Source organism: Oceanobacillus sp. CF4.6 (assembly GCF_051262635.1).
GTDB lineage: Bacteria > Bacillota > Bacilli > Bacillales > Amphibacillaceae > Oceanobacillus.
The window spans coordinates 175,428-197,181 of the sequence record NZ_JBIMEX010000007.1; the positions used below are offsets into that span (position 1 = coordinate 175,428).

At 36.7% G+C, this 21,754-nt stretch carries 19 protein-coding genes, 1 tRNA gene and 1 other annotated feature; of the genes, 12 read left to right on the top strand and 8 right to left on the bottom strand.

All coding sequences use genetic code 11. The features are described 5' to 3' along the window. Nucleotides 1-11: 11 nt before the first annotated feature. From mnmE to rpmH, 7 genes are all read right to left on the bottom strand, one after another. A complete protein-coding gene (mnmE, locus tag ACHABU_RS12660) occupies nt 12-1,388 on the bottom strand; it encodes a tRNA uridine-5-carboxymethylaminomethyl(34) synthesis GTPase MnmE (protein ID WP_435765264.1) in 1,377 nt (458 codons plus the stop codon). Nucleotides 1,389-1,628: 240 nt separating this feature from the next. Beyond that, on the bottom strand, nt 1,629-1,838 hold the full coding sequence (locus ACHABU_RS12665; protein WP_435765265.1) for a YozQ family protein: 210 nt from the start codon (nt 1,836-1,838) through the stop codon (nt 1,629-1,631). A 19-nt stretch (nt 1,839-1,857) separates the two neighbouring features. After that, nucleotides 1,858-2,121: a hypothetical protein gene (locus tag ACHABU_RS12670; protein ID WP_435765266.1), complete on the bottom strand. Its 264-nt coding sequence runs from the start codon at nt 2,119-2,121 to the stop codon at nt 1,858-1,860. Nucleotides 2,122-2,282: 161 nt separating this feature from the next. Further along, entirely contained in the window at nt 2,283-2,897 is a 615-nt protein-coding gene (gene jag, locus ACHABU_RS12675) for an RNA-binding cell elongation regulator Jag/EloR (protein ID WP_435765267.1), read from the bottom strand. Nucleotides 2,898-2,912: 15 nt separating this feature from the next. Then, complete coding sequence (yidC, locus tag ACHABU_RS12680; protein ID WP_435765291.1) at nt 2,913-3,647, bottom strand: membrane protein insertase YidC; 735 nt, start codon at nt 3,645-3,647, stop codon at nt 2,913-2,915. Between the two features lie 120 nt (nt 3,648-3,767). Continuing rightward, nucleotides 3,768-4,109 (bottom strand): ribonuclease P protein component, encoded by a 342-nt coding sequence (rnpA, locus tag ACHABU_RS12685; RefSeq protein WP_435765268.1) that lies wholly within the window; start codon nt 4,107-4,109, stop codon nt 3,768-3,770. 133 nt (nt 4,110-4,242) lie between these two features. Continuing rightward, nucleotides 4,243-4,377, bottom strand: coding sequence for a 50S ribosomal protein L34 (gene rpmH, locus ACHABU_RS12690; RefSeq protein ID WP_435765269.1), 135 nt, complete (start codon nt 4,375-4,377; stop codon nt 4,243-4,245). A 737-nt stretch (nt 4,378-5,114) separates the two neighbouring features. Between rpmH and dnaA the strand changes: the two genes are divergently transcribed. The 8 genes from dnaA to ACHABU_RS12730 all read left to right on the top strand — a co-directional run bounded on the left by dnaA (nt 5,115) and on the right by ACHABU_RS12730 (nt 15,655). Continuing rightward, on the top strand, nt 5,115-6,461 hold the full coding sequence (dnaA, locus tag ACHABU_RS12695) for a chromosomal replication initiator protein DnaA (protein ID WP_435765270.1): 1,347 nt from the start codon (nt 5,115-5,117) through the stop codon (nt 6,459-6,461). A gap of 233 nt (nt 6,462-6,694) precedes the next feature. Further along, the gene (gene dnaN, locus ACHABU_RS12700; protein ID WP_435765271.1) at nt 6,695-7,831 is read left to right on the top strand and encodes a DNA polymerase III subunit beta; all 1,137 of its coding nucleotides are present in this window, start codon (nt 6,695-6,697) and stop codon (nt 7,829-7,831) included. Between the two features lie 199 nt (nt 7,832-8,030). Continuing rightward, a complete protein-coding gene (gene yaaA / locus ACHABU_RS12705; RefSeq protein WP_435765272.1) occupies nt 8,031-8,252 on the top strand; it encodes a S4 domain-containing protein YaaA in 222 nt (73 codons plus the stop codon). 5 nt (nt 8,253-8,257) lie between these two features. Further along, complete coding sequence (recF, locus tag ACHABU_RS12710; RefSeq protein ID WP_435765273.1) at nt 8,258-9,370, top strand: DNA replication/repair protein RecF; 1,113 nt, start codon at nt 8,258-8,260, stop codon at nt 9,368-9,370. A 23-nt stretch (nt 9,371-9,393) separates the two neighbouring features. Next, the gene (gene remB, locus ACHABU_RS12715) at nt 9,394-9,678 is read left to right on the top strand and encodes an extracellular matrix regulator RemB (RefSeq protein ID WP_379496676.1); all 285 of its coding nucleotides are present in this window, start codon (nt 9,394-9,396) and stop codon (nt 9,676-9,678) included. Between the two features lie 35 nt (nt 9,679-9,713). Beyond that, the gene (gene gyrB, locus ACHABU_RS12720) at nt 9,714-11,639 is read left to right on the top strand and encodes a DNA topoisomerase (ATP-hydrolyzing) subunit B (protein WP_435765274.1); all 1,926 of its coding nucleotides are present in this window, start codon (nt 9,714-9,716) and stop codon (nt 11,637-11,639) included. A gap of 230 nt (nt 11,640-11,869) precedes the next feature. Continuing rightward, a complete protein-coding gene (gyrA, locus tag ACHABU_RS12725; protein ID WP_435765275.1) occupies nt 11,870-14,404 on the top strand; it encodes a DNA gyrase subunit A in 2,535 nt (844 codons plus the stop codon). A gap of 144 nt (nt 14,405-14,548) precedes the next feature. Beyond that, nucleotides 14,549-15,655 (top strand): HD-GYP domain-containing protein, encoded by a 1,107-nt coding sequence (locus ACHABU_RS12730; RefSeq protein ID WP_435765276.1) that lies wholly within the window; start codon nt 14,549-14,551, stop codon nt 15,653-15,655. Between the two features lie 24 nt (nt 15,656-15,679). On the opposite strand, the gene ACHABU_RS12735 is transcribed toward ACHABU_RS12730, so the two are convergent. After that, nucleotides 15,680-16,633, bottom strand: a complete 954-nt coding sequence (locus ACHABU_RS12735) for a YaaC family protein (RefSeq protein ID WP_435765277.1) — start codon at nt 16,631-16,633, stop codon at nt 15,680-15,682. 287 nt (nt 16,634-16,920) lie between these two features. Here ACHABU_RS12735 and guaB point away from each other — a divergent pair, with 287 nt between their 5' ends. The 4 genes from guaB (at nt 16,921) to ACHABU_RS12755 (ending at nt 21,741) form a co-directional block, all read left to right on the top strand. Beyond that, entirely contained in the window at nt 16,921-18,393 is a 1,473-nt protein-coding gene (gene guaB, locus ACHABU_RS12740; RefSeq protein WP_435765278.1) for an IMP dehydrogenase, read from the top strand. Between the two features lie 162 nt (nt 18,394-18,555). Next, nucleotides 18,556-19,890, top strand: a complete 1,335-nt coding sequence (locus ACHABU_RS12745; protein ID WP_435765279.1) for a serine hydrolase — start codon at nt 18,556-18,558, stop codon at nt 19,888-19,890. Between the two features lie 78 nt (nt 19,891-19,968). Next, nucleotides 19,969-20,192: a binding site (T-box leader), on the top strand. A gap of 51 nt (nt 20,193-20,243) precedes the next feature. Continuing rightward, a complete protein-coding gene (gene serS / locus ACHABU_RS12750) occupies nt 20,244-21,518 on the top strand; it encodes a serine--tRNA ligase (RefSeq protein WP_435765280.1) in 1,275 nt (424 codons plus the stop codon). Nucleotides 21,519-21,648: 130 nt separating this feature from the next. Further along, nucleotides 21,649-21,741 (top strand) — tRNA-Ser (locus ACHABU_RS12755). Nucleotides 21,742-21,754 lie beyond the last annotated feature (13 nt).

The window sequence follows — 21,754 nt, forward strand, 5'->3', positions numbered from 1 at the left end:
ATTTTGTTAATTTATTTACCTAAACAGAACTGCGAAAATAACTGATCAATTAAACTGTCACTCGCAGTATCTCCAATAATTTCCCCTAAAAATTCCCATGATCGAGTAACATCTATTTGAACGATATCCATAGGCATGCCAATTTCAATACCTTCCATAGCTTCCACAAGCGCTTGTTTCGCCTGCTTAAGCAGTTGGATATGCCTTATATTGGAAACATATGTCATATCACCTGTATCAATATCTCCAGCAAAAAATGTTTCAGCAATTGCCTTTTCCAGTTCATCTACCCCTTCTTCTTCTATTAAAGAAGTGGTAATAATTGGTCTATTTCCTGCTAGTTCTTTTACTTTATCCATATCAAGCTTTTGATCCAGATCTGTCTTATTTATAATAAGAATGTATTCCAGTCCACTGACCGCCTCGAATAACTTCAAGTCTTCATCAATAATTTCATCATTATAATTTAAAACAAATAGAATTAGATCTGACTCCTTCAATACTTTTCTGGAGCGCTCCACACCAATTCGTTCAACTATATCTTCTGTCTCACGAATTCCAGCTGTATCAACTAATCGTAAAGGTACCCCTCTGACATTAACATATTCTTCTATAATATCACGGGTCGTACCAGGAATTTCAGTAACAATTGCTTTATTTTCTTGTACAAGTGTATTCATTAATGAAGATTTTCCTACATTTGGTCTGCCTATAATTGCCGTAGCAAGACCTTCACGTAAAATTTTCCCTTGTTTAGCAACACCTAGCAGCTGTTCGATTTCAGCATGAACTTCTTTCGTTTTCACACGCATCATATCATGGGTCATTTCTTCTACATCATCATATTCAGGGTAATCGATATTAACTTCCACATGTGCAACTGTTTCCAATAATTCTTGTCTCAGTAGCCGGATTAAACCCGATAAACGCCCATCCATCTGTTTAAGTGCAACAGACATCGCTTTATCTGTTTTAGCCCGAATTAAATCCATTACAGCTTCCGCCTGGGATAAGTCAATACGACCATGGAGAAATGCGCGTTTTGTAAATTCTCCTGGTTCAGCCAGTCGTGCTCCTTTTGCTAAAATAATTTCCAGTACTCTATTAACAGCAACCATTCCACCATGACAATTTATTTCAACAACATCTTCACGGGTAAATGTTTTTGGTGCACGCATTACAGAAACCATTACTTCCTCAGCAATTTCATTTGTCTGTGGCTCTATAATCTTTCCGTAATGAATCGTATGCGAATCAACTTCCGTTAAGTTTTTGCCTTTAAAGATCTCTGTTGTTATTGAAATTGCCTTCGGGCCACTCAACCTCACAATGGCTATTGCACCCTCACCAATCGGGGTTGATATTGCAGTAATTGTATCTGTCTCCATCTCCGTCACCTCCAACATTCTTCTTACTCTATCTATATAAATAAATATGTTTTATATTTTTAATGTCACTAACAATATAGAATAACATAATTTACAATAAAAATAAAGTTATCCACACAAAAAATGTGTTTTCTTACACAAAAATAATTATCCACATGTTAATAATTATTTTTTTATATTTAAAGACACAAAAAGCGTAGATAACTACGCTTTTTTTCAATAATTTTTTATTGTCTCTTACTACTTTCTTGGAATTTCTTCGCTTTCTGCATGATCATCACGACCATTTTTTCCTTCTAATCGGTCAATGGTTCCTTCCATATACGTATCAGAAACCTGTTCGTGGGATACAGCCACACCTTTGGAGAGCTGGTCATTACTATAGTAGTCGGAGTACTGATATGTTTTGTCAGCAACAGTCTTAGCTTTTTCATTTATTTTCTTATCCATTTAGCACATTCTCCTTCCCTTACGAGGTCTTCAAAGCATCCATTATACTTGCAAGATCAACAAGTAATTCTTCTACTTCTTTTTCCTGCAAAAGAATTGGCATTTGATCATTAATTGTAATCATACAGGATTCACCTTGATTGCTTAAATATTGATTAAGCTGCATTAATTTACTCTCTGATAAATTTGATGCTGTTTGGAGGTTCTTAACCTGGGTTAGATAAAATGAATCTTGTAATTGATCCAATTCTCCACTAAATATCTTTCCAGAAAAATTTCGCACGTTTTTTACTCCTTTTTGAAATTCTAATTGAATATAATTAGTATGCTGTAAATTCAAGAAATGATTCATAAAAGGATTTAATATTAATATTATGTGCAAATTGGCGTTATTTAATCAAAAAAAGACCCTGAAAAAAATCCAGGGTCTCTTTATTTTATGATTTATGGCTTTATTACAATATGCCTATGAGGCTCTACACCATCAGAATAAGTGGAAATATCCCCTTTTTTCTGAAGTGCGTTATGAATAATTTTACGCTCAAAAGCCGGCATTGGCTCAAGAGCTACTTTATTATTCATCCGTTTTGCCTTCTCAGCCATTTTGAGAGCCAGTGATTCAAGGGTTTCTTTTCTACGGTTTCGGTAGCCTTCAGCATCCAAAGTGACCGTATAGTAATCCTTACTGTCTTTATTAATAGCCAAATGAACTAAATATTGCAGCGCATTAAGGGTTTGTCCACGTTTACCTATGATGATTGCAATATTTTCGCCGTCTAATTCATAAGTAACATGATTTCCCTTTACAGTAGTCGTGAGTTCTACAGTTAGATTCATATTGCTTGTTACTTCTTTGATAAATTTTTCTGCTTCTTTAACAGGGTTTTTGGCAAGTGTGACTTTGACAATGGCGCGTTTTGAACCAAATATACCAAAGAAACCCTTTTTCCCTTCATCTATCACATCGATCTCTACTTGGTCCTTCGTGGTGTTTAACTGCTCTAATGCTGATTGAACCGCTTCTTCAACTGTTTGTCCGCTAGCAGTTATTTCTTTCACTATTTGTCTCCTCCATTACTTGTTCGTCATCATTGGTTTATTAATGAGAAGTGTCTGAACAACCATAAAGATGTTCCCAGTTACCCAATATAATGCCAATGCAGCCGGGAAGAATAAGGCAAATACACCAATCATAATCGGCATTACATATAACATAACCTGCATCTGAATTGCCATTTGTGGATTATTTTTCATTGAAGTATTCGTTGACATCATCAATTTCTGCTGCAGGAATGTAAATGTAGCAGTCAATATCGGTAAAATAAAGTATGGGTCCGGTGAGCCTAGTTCAAACCAAAGGAAACTGTAGGAATTAATTTCATTTGTACGCATAATCGCATGGTACATCGCTATCAATATCGGCATCTGAACAAATATTGGCAAACAGCCTGCAAGCGGATTTACACCATTTTTTTTGAATAATTCCATTGTTTCCTGTTGCAGCTTCTGCTGTGTATTCGCATCTTTTGAACTGTGTTTATTCTGAATTTCCTTAAGTTTCGGTTGAATATCCTGCATTGATTTTGAACTTTTTATTTGTTTAATATTCAATGGCATTAATATTAATCGAGCAAGAATCGTCACAATAATAATGGATAGCCCGTAACTATTATTAAAGTATTCAGCTATTTTTATAATTAACCATGATAGCGGATAAACAAAGATTGTATTCCAGATTCCTTCACTTTCCGGTGTGATTGGCTGATCTACTTCCATACAACCGGAAAGAATTGCTACTAAACCAATCATGGTTATAAGCAATAAATACTTTTTACGCAATTTATTTCCTCCTTAACAAAACCAACATCAATTCTATATGTTATTTTATCCTAAACAAGTACAAGATTCTATCCTAAACTTATTTTTCTTTCATTTCTTTAATAATTTTTCTTTATACAACAGATGCGTCAAACTTTTTTTAATGTCTTCATAGCCCATATCCTTCGTAGGATTCCTTGCAATGATAACAATGTCTAGAGGATAGCGAATAGAAACTCCCAGTTCCTGAAAAGCCTGACGCAGATAGCGTTTAATTCTGTTTCTAGTTACAGCGTTCCCAATTTTTTTGCCGACAGAAAGGCCTACACGAAAATGCTCCTGATCTTCTTTCTTCAAATAATAGATAACAAGCTGTCGGTTGGCAAAGGTCTTTCCATATTTAAATGTGGATTGAAACTCTTCATTCTTTTTAATACGAAATTGTTTTTTCATCTCTATCACCTTTACTTACAGCCTTACACCTGCAAGCCTGTAAGTTTTTATGTAAAAAGCAGCATGAATCGCTGCTTTTATTCTTTCCAATTCCACTAAAAAAGCAGAAAAAAACCACTGATATTTCAGTGGCCTATGCAGATAATACTTTTCTTCCTTTACGACGACGGCGAGCTAAAAGATTACGTCCGTTTTTAGTACTCATGCGCGCGCGAAAGCCATGTACTTTTTTGCGTTTACGATTATTTGGTTGAAATGTTCTTTTCATGTATCTTGCACCTCCCCAAGGGAACCCTTTTTCGGTATCTAAATTTAAATAATAACTAATCCAGTAGACAGTCCTTGATATTATACGAAATATTACTACCATTTGTCAACATCCTATTCAATATAAATTATCCACAGACCTAGTTAATTAAAAAAATGCTTTATATTTCTATCCACAATAGATGGTTGCAAGTTAATCACAAAATATAGTAGTGTGGATAGATTAAATACACAAGCAGTAGAATATGTGGATAACTATCTTAAAACCATTGCTTTATTACCTTTAATTTGATATTATATTTATGTTTTCACCTGTGGAAACTAGATTCGACTTTTAAAGTTATGCACAATCTGTGGATAAGATGTGGATACTTGTTCACACACATCCTAATAACTTTTTCAACAGGGTTGTGGATAACGTTTGTAACAATTGCAAGTCCTATATCTATCACCTTTATCTATCCACAAGTATTTTCTGCAAAAAAAACTTTAATTTTATATTCCCTATCAAATAGAAGGATCTATTATGATATGCCTTTCCATCTACTTTAGATTGAGAGAGGCTTTTTCTGTCATCCCTTTTCATTTACCGATGTTGACTTATCATCTAGAGTTTATAAGAAGTCAACTACGCTTGAACGCCGGAGGACGTGGCAGACTTATGTATTAAATGTTTTTATTTTTTATTTTTTATGCTTTATTATTTTGTAGATTATTTTGAAAGGAGTGACATCGATTTTGGAAAACATCGAAGAACTTTGGGTTGCTACATTAGAAAAAATAGAAGAGAGAATCAGCAAACCCAGCTTTGATACTTGGTTAAAAAATACGAAGGCAGAATCCCTTGAAAAAGATACATTGATCATTTCCGCTCCAAACGAATTTGCTAGAGACTGGCTGGAAAATCAATATACTGAACTCATTTCTGAAATTCTTGATGAAGTAACTGGTACTAAATTGGATACAAAATTTATTATTCCAGATTCAACGATAGAAGTAGAAGATCTAAAACCAGTGCCTAAACCGAAACCAAGTATGAATAGCACGGATACACCAAAATCAATGCTAAATTCCAAATACACATTTGATACTTTTGTAATTGGAGCAGGAAATCGATTCGCTCATGCTGCATCATTGGCTGTAGCTGAAGCACCTGCCAAGGCTTATAATCCGCTTTTTATTTACGGTGGCGTTGGACTTGGGAAAACCCATTTAATGCATGCTATCGGACACTATGTACGTGATCATAATCCAAATGCAAAAGTCGTTTATATTACTTCTGAAAAGTTCACGAATGAATTTATCAACGCCATTATGGAAAATAAATCAAATAACTTTAGGAACAAATATCGAACGATTGATGTCCTACTAATCGATGATATTCAATTTATTGCTGGAAAAGAATCAACCCAGGAGGAATTTTTCCATACATTTAATGCGCTGCACGAAGAAAGCAAACAAATTATCATCTCCAGTGATCGTCCACCAAAGGAAATCCCTACATTGGAGGATCGTCTGCGTTCACGATTTGAATGGGGACTGATTACCGATATCACACCACCTGATTTGGAAACAAGAATTGCTATTTTAAATAAAAAGGCAAAAGCTGAAGGTCTTGATATTCCAAATGAAGTCATGCTTTATATTGCCAACCAAATTAACACGAATATTCGAGAACTAGAAGGTGCTCTAATTCGGGTAGTTGCTTATTCTTCACTTGTTAATCAGGATATTGATGCATCACTGGCGGCTGACGCTCTAAAGGATATAATCCCAAGCAGCAAACCTAAGATCATTACCATTCAGGGTATTAAGGAAATTATAGGAGAAAGATATAACATACGTCTGGAAGACTTTTCAGCAAAGAAACGGACAAAATCAATTGCATACCCGAGACAAATAGCCATGTATTTATCCAGAGAGCTAACTGACTTTTCTTTACCTAAAATTGGTGAAGAGTTTGGTGGTAGAGATCATACAACGGTTATCCATGCACATGAGAAAATATCCAGGTTATTGGAGCAGGATTCCGATTTTAATCGCGATATTGAGGATATTAAGGAAAAATTAAAATCGATTTATTAAGTTCAAGAAACGGTTATCCCATTTGCTAGCAATCCGATTTTTTATAAGAACTGTCCACATGTGAATACTGTTAATAACTGTTCAAACATACAAACAAGTTATGCACATGTGGAAAACTATAACCATTATGGTAATTATTCACTTATCCACATATTCACAGGCTCTAGTACTATTACTACTATTTTTTTATATACAATAATAAATAAAAGAACTTCCATTAGGAGGATATTTTGATGAAATTTATAATTCAGCGTGATCAACTAATTGCAGGTGTACAGGATGTTATGAAAGCAATCTCATCCAGAACCGTAATTCCAATTCTGACAGGAATGAAAATTGAGGCAAAACAACATGGCATAACATTAACAGGAAGTGATTCCGATATTTCTATCGAGTCATACATACCAGCCGAAGAAGACGGTGTCGTTCATGTAGAGCAAATTGAAGAGGGAACAATTATCTTACAGGCAAAGTATTTTCCTGATATTGTACGTAAATTACCAGAAAAAACAGTGGAAATTGAAGTAGATGCCAATCTGAAAGTAACCATTAGATCCGGAAAAGCTGAATTTAACTTAAATGGTCAAGATGCAGAAGAATATCCACATTTACCAAAACTAGAAACTGAAAACAGCTTTGAAATGTCAATTGAATTATTAAAAAGTATGATTAAACAAACGGTATTTGCTGTTTCAACGATGGAAACAAGGCCCATTCTAACGGGAGTTAATTTGAAATTAGCAAATAACGTATTATCGTTTACTGCAACAGACAGTCATCGTTTAGCTAAAAGGGAAATCCCTGTAACAGATGCGAATATTGAATTTCAACAAGTCGTTGTTCCAGGAAAAAGTTTAAATGAACTATATAAGATTCTTGATGATTCAGAAGAAACAGTGGAAATTAGTGTTACAAACAACCAAATTTTATTCCGCACAAAACATTTAAATTTCCTTTCTCGTCTGCTTGATGGGAACTATCCGGAAACGTCACGTCTTATCCCTGAGCAAAGTAAAACAAAACTCCAGGTGAAGACAAAAGAACTGCTCAGCACAATTGATCGTGCCTCCCTTCTTGCCAAAGAAGAACGCAATAATGTGGTAAGGCTCTTTACACAAGGTGATTCTGTTATTGAAATCTCTAGTAATTCTCCTGAAGTTGGAACTGTAGTAGAAGAAATATCTGTTGAACTCATTGAAGGAGAAGAACTGAAAATATCTTTCAGCTCCAAATACATGATTGATGCTCTAAAAGCAATTGAATACGATGATGTGACAATTGAATTTACAGGAGCAATGCGACCTTTCGTAATTCGCCCATTAAACGATGATTCGATATTACAATTGATTCTTCCGGTAAGAACATATTAAGTTATAAGATAATATGGCACTTAGAAAAAAAGCTCTTTTACAGAGCTTTTTTTCTTGTAAATCAAAAATAAGGCTAATTTACGCGTTTTTATCTGAATTGAGGGTCTTACCTTCCCTTTCACTTAAAACTTTAGTAAAATAGGTTATAGGACATTTAAAGATACGTTGCTATAAAATAATACAGAATTTGGTGATAATATTGCATGAACAAATCGAAATAAATACTGAGTATATTACGTTAGGCCAATTTATTAAATTACTTAATATACTGGAATCCGGTGGAATGGTAAAATCCTTCCTCACGGATGTAGGAGTATTGGTTAATGGTGAATTGGAACACCGACGAGGCCGTAAACTATACCCAAAAGATGTGGTTGAAGTTGAAGGCACAGGTTCGTATATCGTAATTAAAGAGGATTAGTTTGCATGCACATAGAACAACTTCAATTAAAAAATTACCGTAATTATGAAACTTTGGATATCTCTTTTGATGATAAAGTGAATGTAATCATAGGTGCTAACGCCCAAGGGAAAACGAACCTGATGGAAGCTATTTATGTATTGGCCTTTACGAAGTCCCATCGTACCCCTCGTGAAAAAGAGCTTATCCAATGGGAAAAAGATTATGCTAAAATAGAAGGTAGAATAACAAAACGAACGCAGTCCATTCCACTTGAAATCATTGTTTCTTCAAAAGGTAAAAAAGCCAAACTAAACCGACTTGAACAAAGGCGTCTGAGTGATTATATAGGCGCTATCAATGTCGTCATGTTCGCGCCCGAAGATTTAACTCTCGTAAAAGGGCCACCTCAGATCAGAAGACGTTTTATTGATATGGAGCTCGGTCAAATTCAGCCGCGATACATCTATCACTTGGGACAATATCAAAAAATACTGAAACAGCGAAACCATTTATTAAAGCAAATGCAGCGAAAAGATAATCCCGATCTTACTATGCTAGACGTGCTGACTGAACAGTTAATTGAACATGCCGCAACTTTATTGGAAAGACGGTTTGTTTTCTTGGAGTTGTTACGAAAATGGGCTCGGCCTATTCATCATGGCATCAGCAGAGAACTTGAAAGTCTCGAAATTCGCTATAGTGCCACAATCGAAGTATCAGAAGAAGCAAATAAGGAAAAAATAGGAAATATATATATTGAAAAGTTTCATGAACTTAAACAAAAAGAAATTGAACGTGGAACTACCTTAATTGGTCCCCACAGAGACGATCTTCTTTTCTATGTAAATGGCAAAGATGTTCAGACTTATGGTTCTCAGGGCCAGCAGCGGACAACAGCATTATCGGTAAAATTGGCTGAAATTGAACTCATTTACCAAGAAGTAGGTGAATATCCAATTCTGCTTTTGGATGATGTTCTAAGTGAGTTGGATGACTTCAGACAATCGCATTTACTGAATACGATTCAAGGCCGTGTTCAGACATTTGTTTCGACCACAAGTGTTGATGGAATTAATCATGAGACATTAAAACAAGCAGAACTGTTCCGGATTTCAGATGGAAAAGTCGACAGGTAAACCCTGACATAGGAGTTGACATGATGTTTATTCATATTGGAAATGGAAATGTGATTCAGTCGGAAGAGATTATTGCAATCATTGATTGTAACTTAATATCTTCCTCCGTCATAATCGATGAAATGATGACTGCATCCAAACGGGAGAAGAAAGTTATCGGTCCGAAGAAAGATGCGAAAGCGGTTATGATAACAAAAGATTATATTTACTACAGCACATTATCCGTCTCCACACTAAAGAAGAGATCGAGTATTATTTCAACAATTAATAAACTGGATGACTACTCTGAAGAAATCAGCAGCAATTAAGACAAGCGTACTTCAATAGAAATGAGTGTGAGAATATGTCGATGGAAGATAAGGTAACAGAAAATCAAGCATATGATGCCGATCAGATTCAGGTATTGGAAGGCTTGGAAGCCGTTCGTAAAAGACCAGGAATGTATATTGGCTCAACAAGTGAAAAAGGACTACACCATCTCGTATGGGAAATTGTCGATAATAGTATTGATGAAGCACTGGCAGGATATTGTGATCATATTCAAATCATTATCGAAAAAGATAATAGTATAACTGTTAAAGATAATGGTCGTGGAATTCCAGTTGATACTCAGAAAAAAACCGGTCGCCCAGCACTTGAAGTCATTATGACGGTTCTGCATGCTGGTGCTAAGTTTGGTGGCGGTGGCTATAAAGTTTCCGGTGGATTGCATGGTGTAGGTGCCTCCGTTGTAAATGCACTATCAAGCAATTTAGAGGTTTATGTCCACCGTGATAACAAAGTTTACTTTCTAGGCTTCGCTAAAGGTGCCCCGCTTGGAGAAATAGAAGTTGTAGGTGAAACAGATATTACTGGTACGGTTACGCACTTTACACCAGACCAGGAAATTTTCACAGAAACAATTGAATACAATTTTGATACATTAGAGCAACGTATTCGTGAATTAGCGTTTTTGAACAAAGGTTTAACATTAACGATTGAAGATAAACGTTCTGATAAAGAGCCAATCACTTATTTTTATGAAGGTGGCGTAAGCTCTTATGTAGAGTATATAAACAAAAATAAAGAAGTATTACATGAGCCTTTTTATGCAGAGGGAGAAGAACAAGGAATAGCTATTGAAGTCGCTATTCAATATAACGATGGATTTGCAAGCAGTCTTTATTCCTTTGCGAATAATATTCACACCTATGAAGGTGGAGCACATGAAGTTGGATTCCGAAGTGGTTTGACACGTGTGATTAATGATTATGCACGGAAAAAGAGTCTGTTTAAGGATAATGATCCGAATCTTTCAGGTGAAGATGTACGCGAAGGTTTGGTCGCGATTGTATCTGTTAAACATCCAAATCCTCAATTTGAAGGCCAGACAAAGACAAAATTGGGAAATAGTGAAGTTCGGGCGATTACAGATTCCGTTTTCAGTGAGCGATTTTCCAAATTTTTATATGAAAACCCATCTACTGCAAAAATAATTGTTGAAAAGGGACTGATGGCTTCACGTGCACGGTCTGCAGCAAAAAAAGCGCGTGAATTAACACGAAGAAAAAGTGCATTGGAAATTTCGAGCTTGCCCGGAAAATTAGCTGATTGCTCATCAAAAGATGCTTCCATTAGTGAATTATATATTGTTGAGGGTAATTCTGCAGGTGGTTCTGCAAAATCGGGAAGAGACCGTCATTTTCAAGCAATTCTTCCTTTACGTGGGAAAATTTTAAATGTAGAGAAAGCTCGCCTTGATCGAATATTATCTAATACAGAAATTCGTTCCATGATTACAGCACTTGGTACAGGCATTGGAGAAGATTTTGATATAGCAAAAGCCCGTTATCATAAAGTAGTTATTATGACAGATGCGGATGTTGATGGTGCACATATTCGTACGTTACTTTTGACATTTTTCTTCCGTTACATGCGTCCTTTAATTGAATATGGCTATATTTACATTGCTCAACCACCATTATATCAAGTGAAGCAGGGTAAATCAGTACAGTATGTCTACAATGACAATCAATTAACCAAAATTTTACAAGAGATCCCAGCAACTCCTAAACCAGCTATCCAACGATATAAAGGTCTTGGTGAAATGGATGCGGATCAACTATGGGAAACTACAATGGACCCTGAAATGCGTACATTGCTGCAAGTAGACTTGGCGGATGCGATTGAAGCAGATCAGGTCTTTGATATGTTAATGGGCGATAAGGTTGAACCTAGGAGAAACTATATTGAAGCAAACGCAAAGTACGTGAAAAATTTAGATATTTAAAGAAAAACAAAACGATTGTATAGTAAGAAAAGGATGCCTAGTTGCATCCACATCTATCTATTAGTGCTAATGAATAGCGAAGGCAAGAAAAAAGTGTCAGTGGTAAGAAATCTATGTTTGGATCAAAAATAACAATAGCTCGTTTGCTACTAGGTTACAATCCTTTCTAAAATCTCTTACTACTTACTAGGAAAGCATAGGAAGTGTTTTTCTAATGGGAGGTAGTTAAAATGGCGGAGGAAAAACGTCGAAACGTTCAGGAAGTTAATATAAGTAATGAAATGCGTACATCTTTTCTAGATTATTCAATGAGTGTTATTGTCTCAAGGGCTTTGCCTGATGTACGCGACGGAATGAAACCAGTACATCGTCGAATTTTGTATGCTATGAATGATTTGGGTATGCACTCAGATAAGGCACATAAAAAATCAGCCCGTATCGTTGGAGAAGTTATTGGTAAGTACCATCCACATGGTGATACAGCTGTTTATGAAACAATGGTTCGTATGGCGCAAGACTTTAGCTATCGGAAAATGCTTGTAGACGGTCACGGAAACTTTGGATCTGTTGATGGGGATCAAGCGGCAGCTATGCGTTATACAGAAGCTAGAATGTCAAAAATTGCGATGGAAGTAGTACGTGATCTGAATAAAGACACCGTTGATTTTAGGGATAACTATGATGGTTCTGAACGCGAGCCAGTTGTATTCCCTGCTAGATTCCCTAACTTACTTGTAAATGGAACGTCAGGGATTGCAGTTGGGATGGCTACCAATATCCCTCCTCATAACTTAGGTGAAACAATTGATGCTGTTTTAGCTATAAGTAAAGACCCAGAAATAACAATTGAAGAACTGATGGAAGATTATATTCCCGGACCAGATTTTCCAACAGCAGGAATCATCATCGGCAGAAGTGGTATCCGTAAAGCATATGAAACAGGAAAAGGTTCCATTACGATGCGTGCGAAAGTAGATATTGAGGAACATGCAAATGGAAAGTCGACCATTCTTGTTACCGAATTGCCTTACCAAGTAAACAAAGCTAGACTGGTTGAGAAAATAGCGGAGCTTGTTCGTGACAAAAGAATTGAGGGAATCACAGATTTACGGGATGAATCTTCCCGTGATGGAATGCGTGTTGTCATGGAAATTCGCCGCGATGCAAATGCCAATGTCATTCTGAATAATCTATATAAATTCACCTCGTTACAGACTACATTTGGTGTTAATACTCTAGCACTTGTCAATGGTGAGCCAAAGGTTCTAACCATTAAACAATGTTTAGTGCATTATTTAGATCATCAAAAAGTAGTGATCAGACGACGAACAGCCTTTGAATTAAAAAAGGCAGAAGCACGTGCGCATATTTTAGAAGGCCTACGTATAGCCTTAGATCATTTGGATGAGGTAATTTCGCTGATCCGTAATTCAAAAACAGCCGATATTGCAAGAGAAGGATTGATTGAGCGCTTTGAACTTTCTGAAAAACAAGCACAAGCTATCTTAGATATGCGTTTGCAACGTTTGACAGGCTTAGAACGCGAAAAAATAGAAAATGAATACAGTGAATTAATGACGCTTATTGCTGAATTAAAGGCTATTTTGGCAAATGAAGAGAAAGTTCTTGAAATTATTCGAGAAGAACTCAGTGAGATCAAAGAACGTTTTAATGACAAACGTCGGACTGAGATAGTTGCTGGGGGCGCAGGATTCTTTGAGGATGAAGATTTAATCCCTGTAGAGAACATCGTTATAACGCTAACACATCAGGGTTATATCAAGCGACTGCCTGCTTCGACCTACCGCACACAAAAACGTGGCGGTCGTGGAATTCAAGGTATGGGAACAAACGAAGATGACTTCGTAGAACATCTCGTTTCCACATCTACGCATGATACGGTGCTATTCTTTACGAATAAAGGTAAAGTATACAAGGCAAAAGGATATGAAGTTCCAGAGTATAGTCGTACTGCAAAAGGAATTCCGATTATTAATTTGCTTCAAATAGAAAAAGGCGAATGGGTCAATGCTGTTATCTCTGTAAGTAATTATGATGCAGAATCCTTCTTATTCTTTACAACAAGACATGGGATTGCAAAACGGACATCGTTAGACAAATTCGCTAATATTCGTAAAGGTGGATTAATTGCTGTTGGCCTTCGGGAAGATGATGAGCTGATTTCTGTTCGATTAACCGATGGAACAAAAGATATGATGCTTGCAACGAAAAATGGCTATTTGATCCGATTTGAAGAAACGCAGATGCGTGCAATGGGAAGAACTGCCGCTGGTGTTAAAGGTATTTCACTAAGAGGTGACGATATCGTAGTTTCCATGGAGATTATAGAACCTGATTCGAAAATCCTTCATGTTACCAATAAGGGATTTGGAAAACAAACGAATGAATCTGAGTACCGCCGTATAAATCGTGGAGGAAAAGGTGTTTTCACTTGTAAACTCGATGAAAAAACTGGCGATGTTGTTGCTGTAAAAGCCGTTACCGGTGATGAAGATCTTATGATGATTACTATAGCTGGAGTACTGATTCGTATTCAGGTATCAGAGATTTCCACTACTGGTCGTAATACAAAAGGTGTCCATCTGATTCGACTTCAGGATGGTGAAGAAGTTGCTACCGTCGCTAAAGTAGAAAAAGTAGAGGTTGAAGAAGAAATTGAGGATCAACCGGTAGAAGAGAAAGTAGATGAAGAAGTTATTCAAGACTCTGAAGACACAGTAGAAGACGGAGAATACGGAAGATAACACAACAGATGAAGATTAATAAAAAATACTTTTACGGGGCAATAATGCCCGCATGATGGGATAAAGCTTAGAAGATGGCTTCGGATAATCAGTAACCTTTTCCGAAGTCATCTTCTTCATCTTATTTACAACGGGGGAAATCATATGCGAGTGGAGCCATCACAATTGGTCCCAGGCTGTATACTGCTTGATGAGGTAAAAGGGAAATCCAATCGGCCAATCGTTTTAAAAAACACTGTTTTGACAGAAAAACATATAACCATTCTTAATAAGTTTCTCGTTGAATCCGTTGAAGTATCAACAAAACTTTCTGATGGGAATAAATTTGAACCGAAACAAATACATAACAAAGAAAAAGAAAAAGATGTTCGAAAACCGGATCAAGTGGGTATGGATGAAATCCCATTTGTGGATCATTATCTAACAGCTACAGCATCTTATAAGAATCAATATAAAAATTGGAAAAACAGTATGCCAATCGATATTCCATCTGTTCGAAAGATTATCATTCCGCTATTGGAACGGTTGGAAGATATTAAATCAGAACAAATATATTCCCTACATAAATATGTGGAAAAGCATGATTATATTTATCATCATAGCGTAGCAATTTCACTTATTTCTGCATTTTTAGGTAAAGAGATGGGTTATTCCAAAGGAGAATGGCTGCAGATAGGATTGGCAGGATTATTATGCGATTGCGGAATGGTGCGGATTGATTCGGATCTTATTTTAAATGCGGATCCTTTAACATCCATGGAGATTAATGACATTAAAAATCACCCGACATACTCCTATCGAATGGTGGAGAACCTTCCGACCATTACGATAGGCGTGAAATTGGCAGTTTTGCAGCACCATGAACGCGTTGATGGTAATGGCTACCCGCTTGGAATAACAAAAGAAAAAATCCATCAATACGCTAAAATTATAGCTGTTGCTGATATGTACCATGCGATGACGAGTGAGAGACTTTATCAAAAAAAACAGTCCCCATTTAAAGTAATCGAAGAAATTCAGAAAGATCAGTATTTAAAATTTGATGCAGAGGTAGTAAAATTCTTCCTAGGGAGTTTCTATCATTTATCATTAGGTTCAAAAGTTACCTTATCCAATCAACAAAGCGGAGAAATTGTATATATCCATCCAGATAAACCTACCCGGCCAATGATTCGAATGGACGATAATGAGGAAATTATCGCACTGGAACAGACACCTGAACTTTATATCGAGGAAATCACAGGGGGCTAAAATTTATAGCTCCCTTTTTTTATATTAATGCAATTTTTGACCGTTGTATTTTTCGAATAGTTTCTTTCCAATCAAATCGGGAACCTTTTCCGAATGGGTCTTTAAAAAATGTTGTATAAATGGATAATCAATATCAGGTCTTGATAATAATAGATCCCCCCACCATTCGGCTTCATAACGGCACAACATACTAAGATTGAATAAAATCAAATAATGGGTAATGACTTCAGAAATGGGAAGAAAATGATTCCTATCTGAGGGAAAATAAATTTTTTTATTATGCATATGAACATAAAAAGGACCATGGAACGAAGAAAATGATTCTCCTAAATGAATGGAGATGCTCGAATTATCTATCTTTATCTCCTTGATCGTTGGCAGAAAACCTTCTAAACGTCGAATAAATGCCTTATCTGTTAAATGATAGTTATCCAATAATTGGATTGGAAACTGCAATAATCGTGATTCTGAAAAACCAATTTCAGTCATTTTATTCTTATTTTGAAGCAAGAAAAAATCATTCATTTCCGGTAATGTACTGAAAAGCATTTCCATATTGATTTTCTCAAAGGGAAATTTCTTCATGGAAAAAAGATGCTCGGAAAAATAAGGAAATAAACCTTGTTGCTGAATTTTGACTTCATCATCCATAAAGGTATACTGTTTTTTCTTGCGCTTTCTTGTTGTGACGCCGTGTGCAAGTAATGATGTAGACTCAGGGTAATCCGGACGTTCCGTCAAGAGGCATGCCTTCAACAGGTGAACCATTCCGTAAAAATAAAGAACGGGCTGCACCACTTGATCAGCATTCTTTCCATTTTCATAGAAACGGAGTCCATGGTCTAAATAATACATAAATGTATTGCAATTCTGATAGCTTTTGGACTCTGCATCTTCCATTCCCTTATAACAAGAATACAAATATTGCTGAGCTGTTTGCTGTGCATTTAGGTATGTATAGAAATCAGATGTATTCATTTGTTCCCTAACCTCATAACTGTTTTAATATTTTGAATCAAGTTTCTTTTTGAATTCCACTAAAACTGGGTTGAAAAAGCAGTAGGTTTAGAGTAATGTAAATAAAAATAGATATACGTATATAGTGTGAACGATAACGTCTAACTTCATGCATAAGTGGAATTTCCATATTATTTCACAGAATAGGCATGAAACGGTAGTGACTTCCAATCAATGAAATTAACTGTTTGCGGTCATACTATCCGTGACTGCATGGTAAATACATAACCTTAAAAGGAGGAATTAAAATGAGAGAAGATAAGTTTGCAAAGGAAGGGTTAACTTTTGATGATGTTCTACTAATGCCAGCCGAATCAGAGGTGTTACCTAATTCGGTAAATCTTAGTACCCAATTATCATCAACATTAAAGTTGAAATCACCTTTTATCAGTGCGGGTATGGATACTGTTACAGAAGCTAAAATGGCTATTGCAATGGCACGTCAAGGCGGTTTTGGAGTTATTCATAAAAACATGACGATTGAAGAACAGGCTGAGCAGGTGGATCGTGTAAAACGCTCAGAAAGTGGCGTTATAACGAATCCATTCTTCCTTACCCCAGAGCATCAAGTATATGATGCTGAGCATCTCATGGGTAAATTCCGAATTTCAGGAGTACCAATTGTTAACAATATTGAAGAACAAAAACTTGTAGGTATTCTAACGAATCGTGACCTTCGTTTCATTCAGGATTATTCCATCTCTATTTCAGAAGTAATGACAAGTGATAATCTCGTAACATCCCCAGTTGGCACCACATTGGAAGAAGCTGAAAAACTTTTGCAGCAATACAAGATAGAAAAATTGCCACTCGTTGATGAAAATAATATCTTAAAAGGACTCATTACGATTAAAGATATTGAGAAGGTAATTGAGTTTCCAAATTCTGCGAAAGATGATCAAGGACGACTACTTGTAGCAGCAGCCGTTGGTATTACCGGTGATGCAATGCATCGAATTGAGAAATTAGTTGCAGCAGGTGTCGATGCTATTGTTATTGATACGGCTCACGGACATTCAAAGGGTGTACTCACTCAACTGAAGGCCTTTCGTGAAGCATATCCTGATTTGGATATAATTGCAGGTAATGTCGCTACGGCGGAGGGTACAAAGGCGTTAATTGAAGCTGGAGCATCCGTTGTGAAAGTCGGAATTGGCCCTGGATCTATTTGTACAACCCGTGTTGTATCTGGGGTTGGGGTACCGCAAATTACAGCAGTTTATGACTGTGCATTAGCAGCATCAGAATATGGCGTTCCAGTCATTGCTGATGGAGGTATTAAATACTCTGGTGATATTGTAAAAGCATTAGCTGCAGGAGCTCATGCTGTCATGATTGGGAGTATGTTTGCCGGTACAACGGAAAGTCCTGGAGAAACGGAAATCTATCAGGGAAGAAAATATAAAGTGTATCGTGGAATGGGATCTGTTGGTGCAATGAAATCTGGTTCTAAAGATCGTTATTTCCAAAGCGATTCCGATAATAAAAAACTTGTTCCAGAGGGAATTGAAGGACGTGTTGCATATAAAGGCGCGCTTTCTGATACCTTCCACCAGCTCGTGGGAGGATTACGTTCGGGTATGGGTTATTGTGGATCAAAAACAATTGACGCTTTACGTAATGAGTCACGATTCATACGAATTACAGGAGCTGGACTTCGTGAAAGTCACCCACATGATGTCCAAATAACGAAAGAAGCACCGAATTACTCCATTCAATAGTGAACATACATCGAATTATTCAATAAAAAAATAGATGAGGGACTTTCCTCATCTATTTTTTTAATTTTTTCTGTGGTAAAATAAAAAAGGTGCATATTAATGAGCCAAACAGAATACAAAAATAAACTATAAAGCGATACAGCTTCTTGGAGGTACGGAAAGTTGAACTACAACATAAAAAAAGTTTTATCATTGGTACTTACAGCATTCGTAATAATGGCGTCATATATTACATATCCAATAACTACAGCAGCAGAAGAAGTTGAATTAAATGCTGAATCAGCAATACTTGTCGATGCGAAAACAGGAAAAGTTCTCTATGCTAAAAACCCTGATATCTTACTTCCACCGGCTAGTATGACAAAGATGATGACAGAATATCTTGTGTGGGAAGCTGTCGAAAATGGGCAAATCAGTTGGGATACGACAACGCAGATTAGTGATTATGCATATAGTATATCTGCAAATAATTCCTTCTCTGGTGTTGGTTTAAAACAACAACAGGATTATACGGTACAAGAATTATATGAAGCAATGGCGATTAATTCTGATAATGCTACAACAATTGCATTAGCTGAACTAATCGCAGGTTCAGAAGGTGAATTTGTTAAACTAATGAATGAAAAAGGCGAGGAAATGGGTCTTGAGGAATATGAGTTTGTTAATTCCACTGGACTGGATAATGCAGATTTAGGTGAAAATTATCCTGAGGGTACGGATCCAAATGCTACCAATTTACTTTCAGCAAGATCATCAGCTTTACTTGCATATTATCTTGTTAATGATTATCCAGAGGCTTTGGAAATTTCTAAAATTCCACAAATCGAATTTGATGGAGAAGTAATTGATAACTGGAATTACATGCTTCCACATGAAGGAGTTAACCTGCAGCAATTCTTTTATGAGGGAGTAGATGGCCTAAAAACAGGTTTTACAACACTTGCAGGCTATAGCTTTACTAGTACTGCCATGGTAGATAATCGACGCTTCATTACGGTTGTAATGAAAACCGAAAGTGAAGCAGAACGTTTTGTAGAAACAGCCAAGCTACTTGATTATGGTTTTAGCCAATTTAGTGAACAAGAACTTTTCCCAGCAGGTTATCAGCTTGAGGGAGATGAAACAATTCCTGTAGCAAAAGGAAAAGAAGATGCAGTGAATGTTTCCTTAAGTAAAGCTATTAATGTTCCGGTTAAAGCAGATGAAGCAGAATTATACAGCTTACAATACCATTTAGATGAAGATAAACTAAATGAAGCTGGTGAATTGATTGCCCCGGTTGAAAAAGGGGATGTTATTGGTACTGCCGAGCTCGTATATAATGGCGATAAAGACTATGGATATATTTTCTCTGACTCTTCAAATCAGATAGAGTTAGTAACGAATGAAGCAGTCGAAAAGTCAAACTGGTTTATGCTTACATTAGGTGCCATTGGTGATTTCTTTGCAAATCTGTTCACATCAGCTGTGGATTGGATTAAAGGGCTTTTTAGCTAATTGATGCATAGATAGTTAAGTTTCTCTTAGAAAACTTGCATCTTCTTGAAAAATTGATTATGATAACAATAATTAAAATTAAATGTATTGATAGGAAGCAGTAACAGAACTTCTTTCCCTAGAGAGCCGATGGTAGGTGGAAATCGGTGTCAGAGTCCTGTGAATCCATCCTTGAACTGGTTTACGGAAAAGATTTTATCCAAGTAAGTAGACTCGGTAGAGTACCGTTAACAACTTTGAGCCGGAAGATATTACATCTTCAACAAGGGTGGCAACGCGGGAATTATACTCTCGTCCCTATTTTTAGGGACGGGAGTTTTTTGATTTTTTATAGCTATAAAGGAGGAATTTTTATGTTGGATATGAAGTATTTAAGAAATAATTTTAAAGAAGTACAAAAGAAGCTTGCACATCGTGGTGAGGATCTAACCGATTTAGCTAAATTCGGTGAGTTGGATGAAAGACGCCGTGAATTGATTGCGGAAACGGAAACGTTGAAAGCCCAACGTAACGAGGCAACCAAGCAAATTTCTGTTCTAAAGAAAGAGAAAAAGGATGCAGAACCTGCAATCAAGGAAATGCGATTAGTTGGGGATAAAATAGCCATACTTGATAAAGAATTGAGAGAAATTGAAGAAGAACTGCAGCGTATTATGCTGTCCATACCTAATATTCCTCATGAAAGTGTGCCAATTGGTGAAGACGAAGATGACAATATTGAAGCACGCAAATGGGGGAACCTACCGGAATTTAATTTTGAAACCCAACCGCATTGGGATATTGCAACAAACCTGGATATATTGGATTTTGAGCGTGCTGGAAAAGTAACCGGAAGCCGCTTTGTATTTTATAAAGGATTGGGAGCAAGACTTGAACGTGCATTATTAAACTTTATGATGGATTTGCATGCAGAAGAACATGGGTATGTGGAGATGCTGCCACCAAGCATTGTTAATCGAACAAGCATGACGGGAACGGGCCAGCTCCCTAAATTCGAAGCAGATGCATTTAAACTAGAAGATTGGGATTACTTTATGGTTCCAACAGCGGAGGTCCCAGTAACAAACTACCATCGAGATGAAATTTTAAACACGGGAGAATTACCGAAGAAATATGTGGCATATAGTGCAAGTTTCCGTTCTGAAGCTGGTTCTGCTGGGCGAGACACAAGAGGATTAATTCGACAGCATCAATTTAATAAAGTGGAACTTGTAAAATTTGTAAAACCTGAAGAATCCTATGAGGCTTTGGAAACTTTAACAGGAAATGCAGAAAAAGTATTACAGCTGTTAAATCTTCCATATCGTGTTATGAGCATGTGTACCGGCGATTTAGGTTTTACCGCGGCGAAAAAATACGATATCGAAGTCTGGATTCCAAGTCAGCAAACTTATCGGGAAATCTCTTCTTGCTCCAATTTTGAGGATTTCCAGGCGCGTAGAGCGGGAATCCGCTTCCGCAGAGATGCAAATGGAAAACCGGAGTATGTGCATACATTAAATGGTTCAGGTCTTGCAATTGGACGTACAGTTGCAGCAATTTTGGAGAACTATCAGCAGGAAGATGGCACGGTTATTGTCCCGGAAGTGCTTCATGGCTATATGGGCGGAAAAGAAGTTATTAAGTAAAAAATAAGATGGCGGAGGCACTCTTGTCTCCTCCATCTTATTTTTTTTGCAGATTATAAAACAGTAAAAAAGTCGAAAAATAATTGACAACCGACGATGCAACATGTTATATTAATTTTTGTCGTCATACGGAGGTATACCCAAGTCCGGCTGAAGGGATTGGTCTTGAAAACCAACAGGCGGGTCAAACCGCGCGGGGGTTCGAATCCCTCTACCTCCTCCATTTTTAAATCGTA

What these genes read in the sequence shown, in the direction of transcription:
- gyrA (WP_435765275.1), top strand. Translation starts at nt 11,870, where the DNA reads ATGGCGGAGGAAAAACGTCGAAACGTTCAGGAAGTTAATATAAGTAAT.
- recF (WP_435765273.1), top strand. Translation starts at nt 8,258, where the DNA reads ATGCACATAGAACAACTTCAATTAAAAAATTACCGTAATTATGAAACT.
- yidC (WP_435765291.1), bottom strand. Translation starts at nt 3,647, where the DNA reads ATGATTGGTTTAGTAGCAATTCTTTCCGGTTGTATGGAAGTAGATCAG.
- rnpA (WP_435765268.1), bottom strand. Translation starts at nt 4,109, where the DNA reads ATGAAAAAACAATTTCGTATTAAAAAGAATGAAGAGTTTCAATCCACA.
- serS (WP_435765280.1), top strand. Translation starts at nt 20,244, where the DNA reads ATGTTGGATATGAAGTATTTAAGAAATAATTTTAAAGAAGTACAAAAG.
- remB (WP_379496676.1), top strand. Translation starts at nt 9,394, where the DNA reads ATGTTTATTCATATTGGAAATGGAAATGTGATTCAGTCGGAAGAGATT.
- mnmE (WP_435765264.1), bottom strand. Translation starts at nt 1,388, where the DNA reads ATGGAGACAGATACAATTACTGCAATATCAACCCCGATTGGTGAGGGT.
- guaB (WP_435765278.1), top strand. Translation starts at nt 16,921, where the DNA reads ATGAGAGAAGATAAGTTTGCAAAGGAAGGGTTAACTTTTGATGATGTT.
- dnaN (WP_435765271.1), top strand. Translation starts at nt 6,695, where the DNA reads ATGAAATTTATAATTCAGCGTGATCAACTAATTGCAGGTGTACAGGAT.
- ACHABU_RS12735 (WP_435765277.1), bottom strand. Translation starts at nt 16,633, where the DNA reads ATGAATACATCTGATTTCTATACATACCTAAATGCACAGCAAACAGCT.
- gyrB (WP_435765274.1), top strand. Translation starts at nt 9,714, where the DNA reads ATGTCGATGGAAGATAAGGTAACAGAAAATCAAGCATATGATGCCGAT.
- ACHABU_RS12665 (WP_435765265.1), bottom strand. Translation starts at nt 1,838, where the DNA reads ATGGATAAGAAAATAAATGAAAAAGCTAAGACTGTTGCTGACAAAACA.
- ACHABU_RS12730 (WP_435765276.1), top strand. Translation starts at nt 14,549, where the DNA reads ATGCGAGTGGAGCCATCACAATTGGTCCCAGGCTGTATACTGCTTGAT.
- rpmH (WP_435765269.1), bottom strand. Translation starts at nt 4,377, where the DNA reads ATGAAAAGAACATTTCAACCAAATAATCGTAAACGCAAAAAAGTACAT.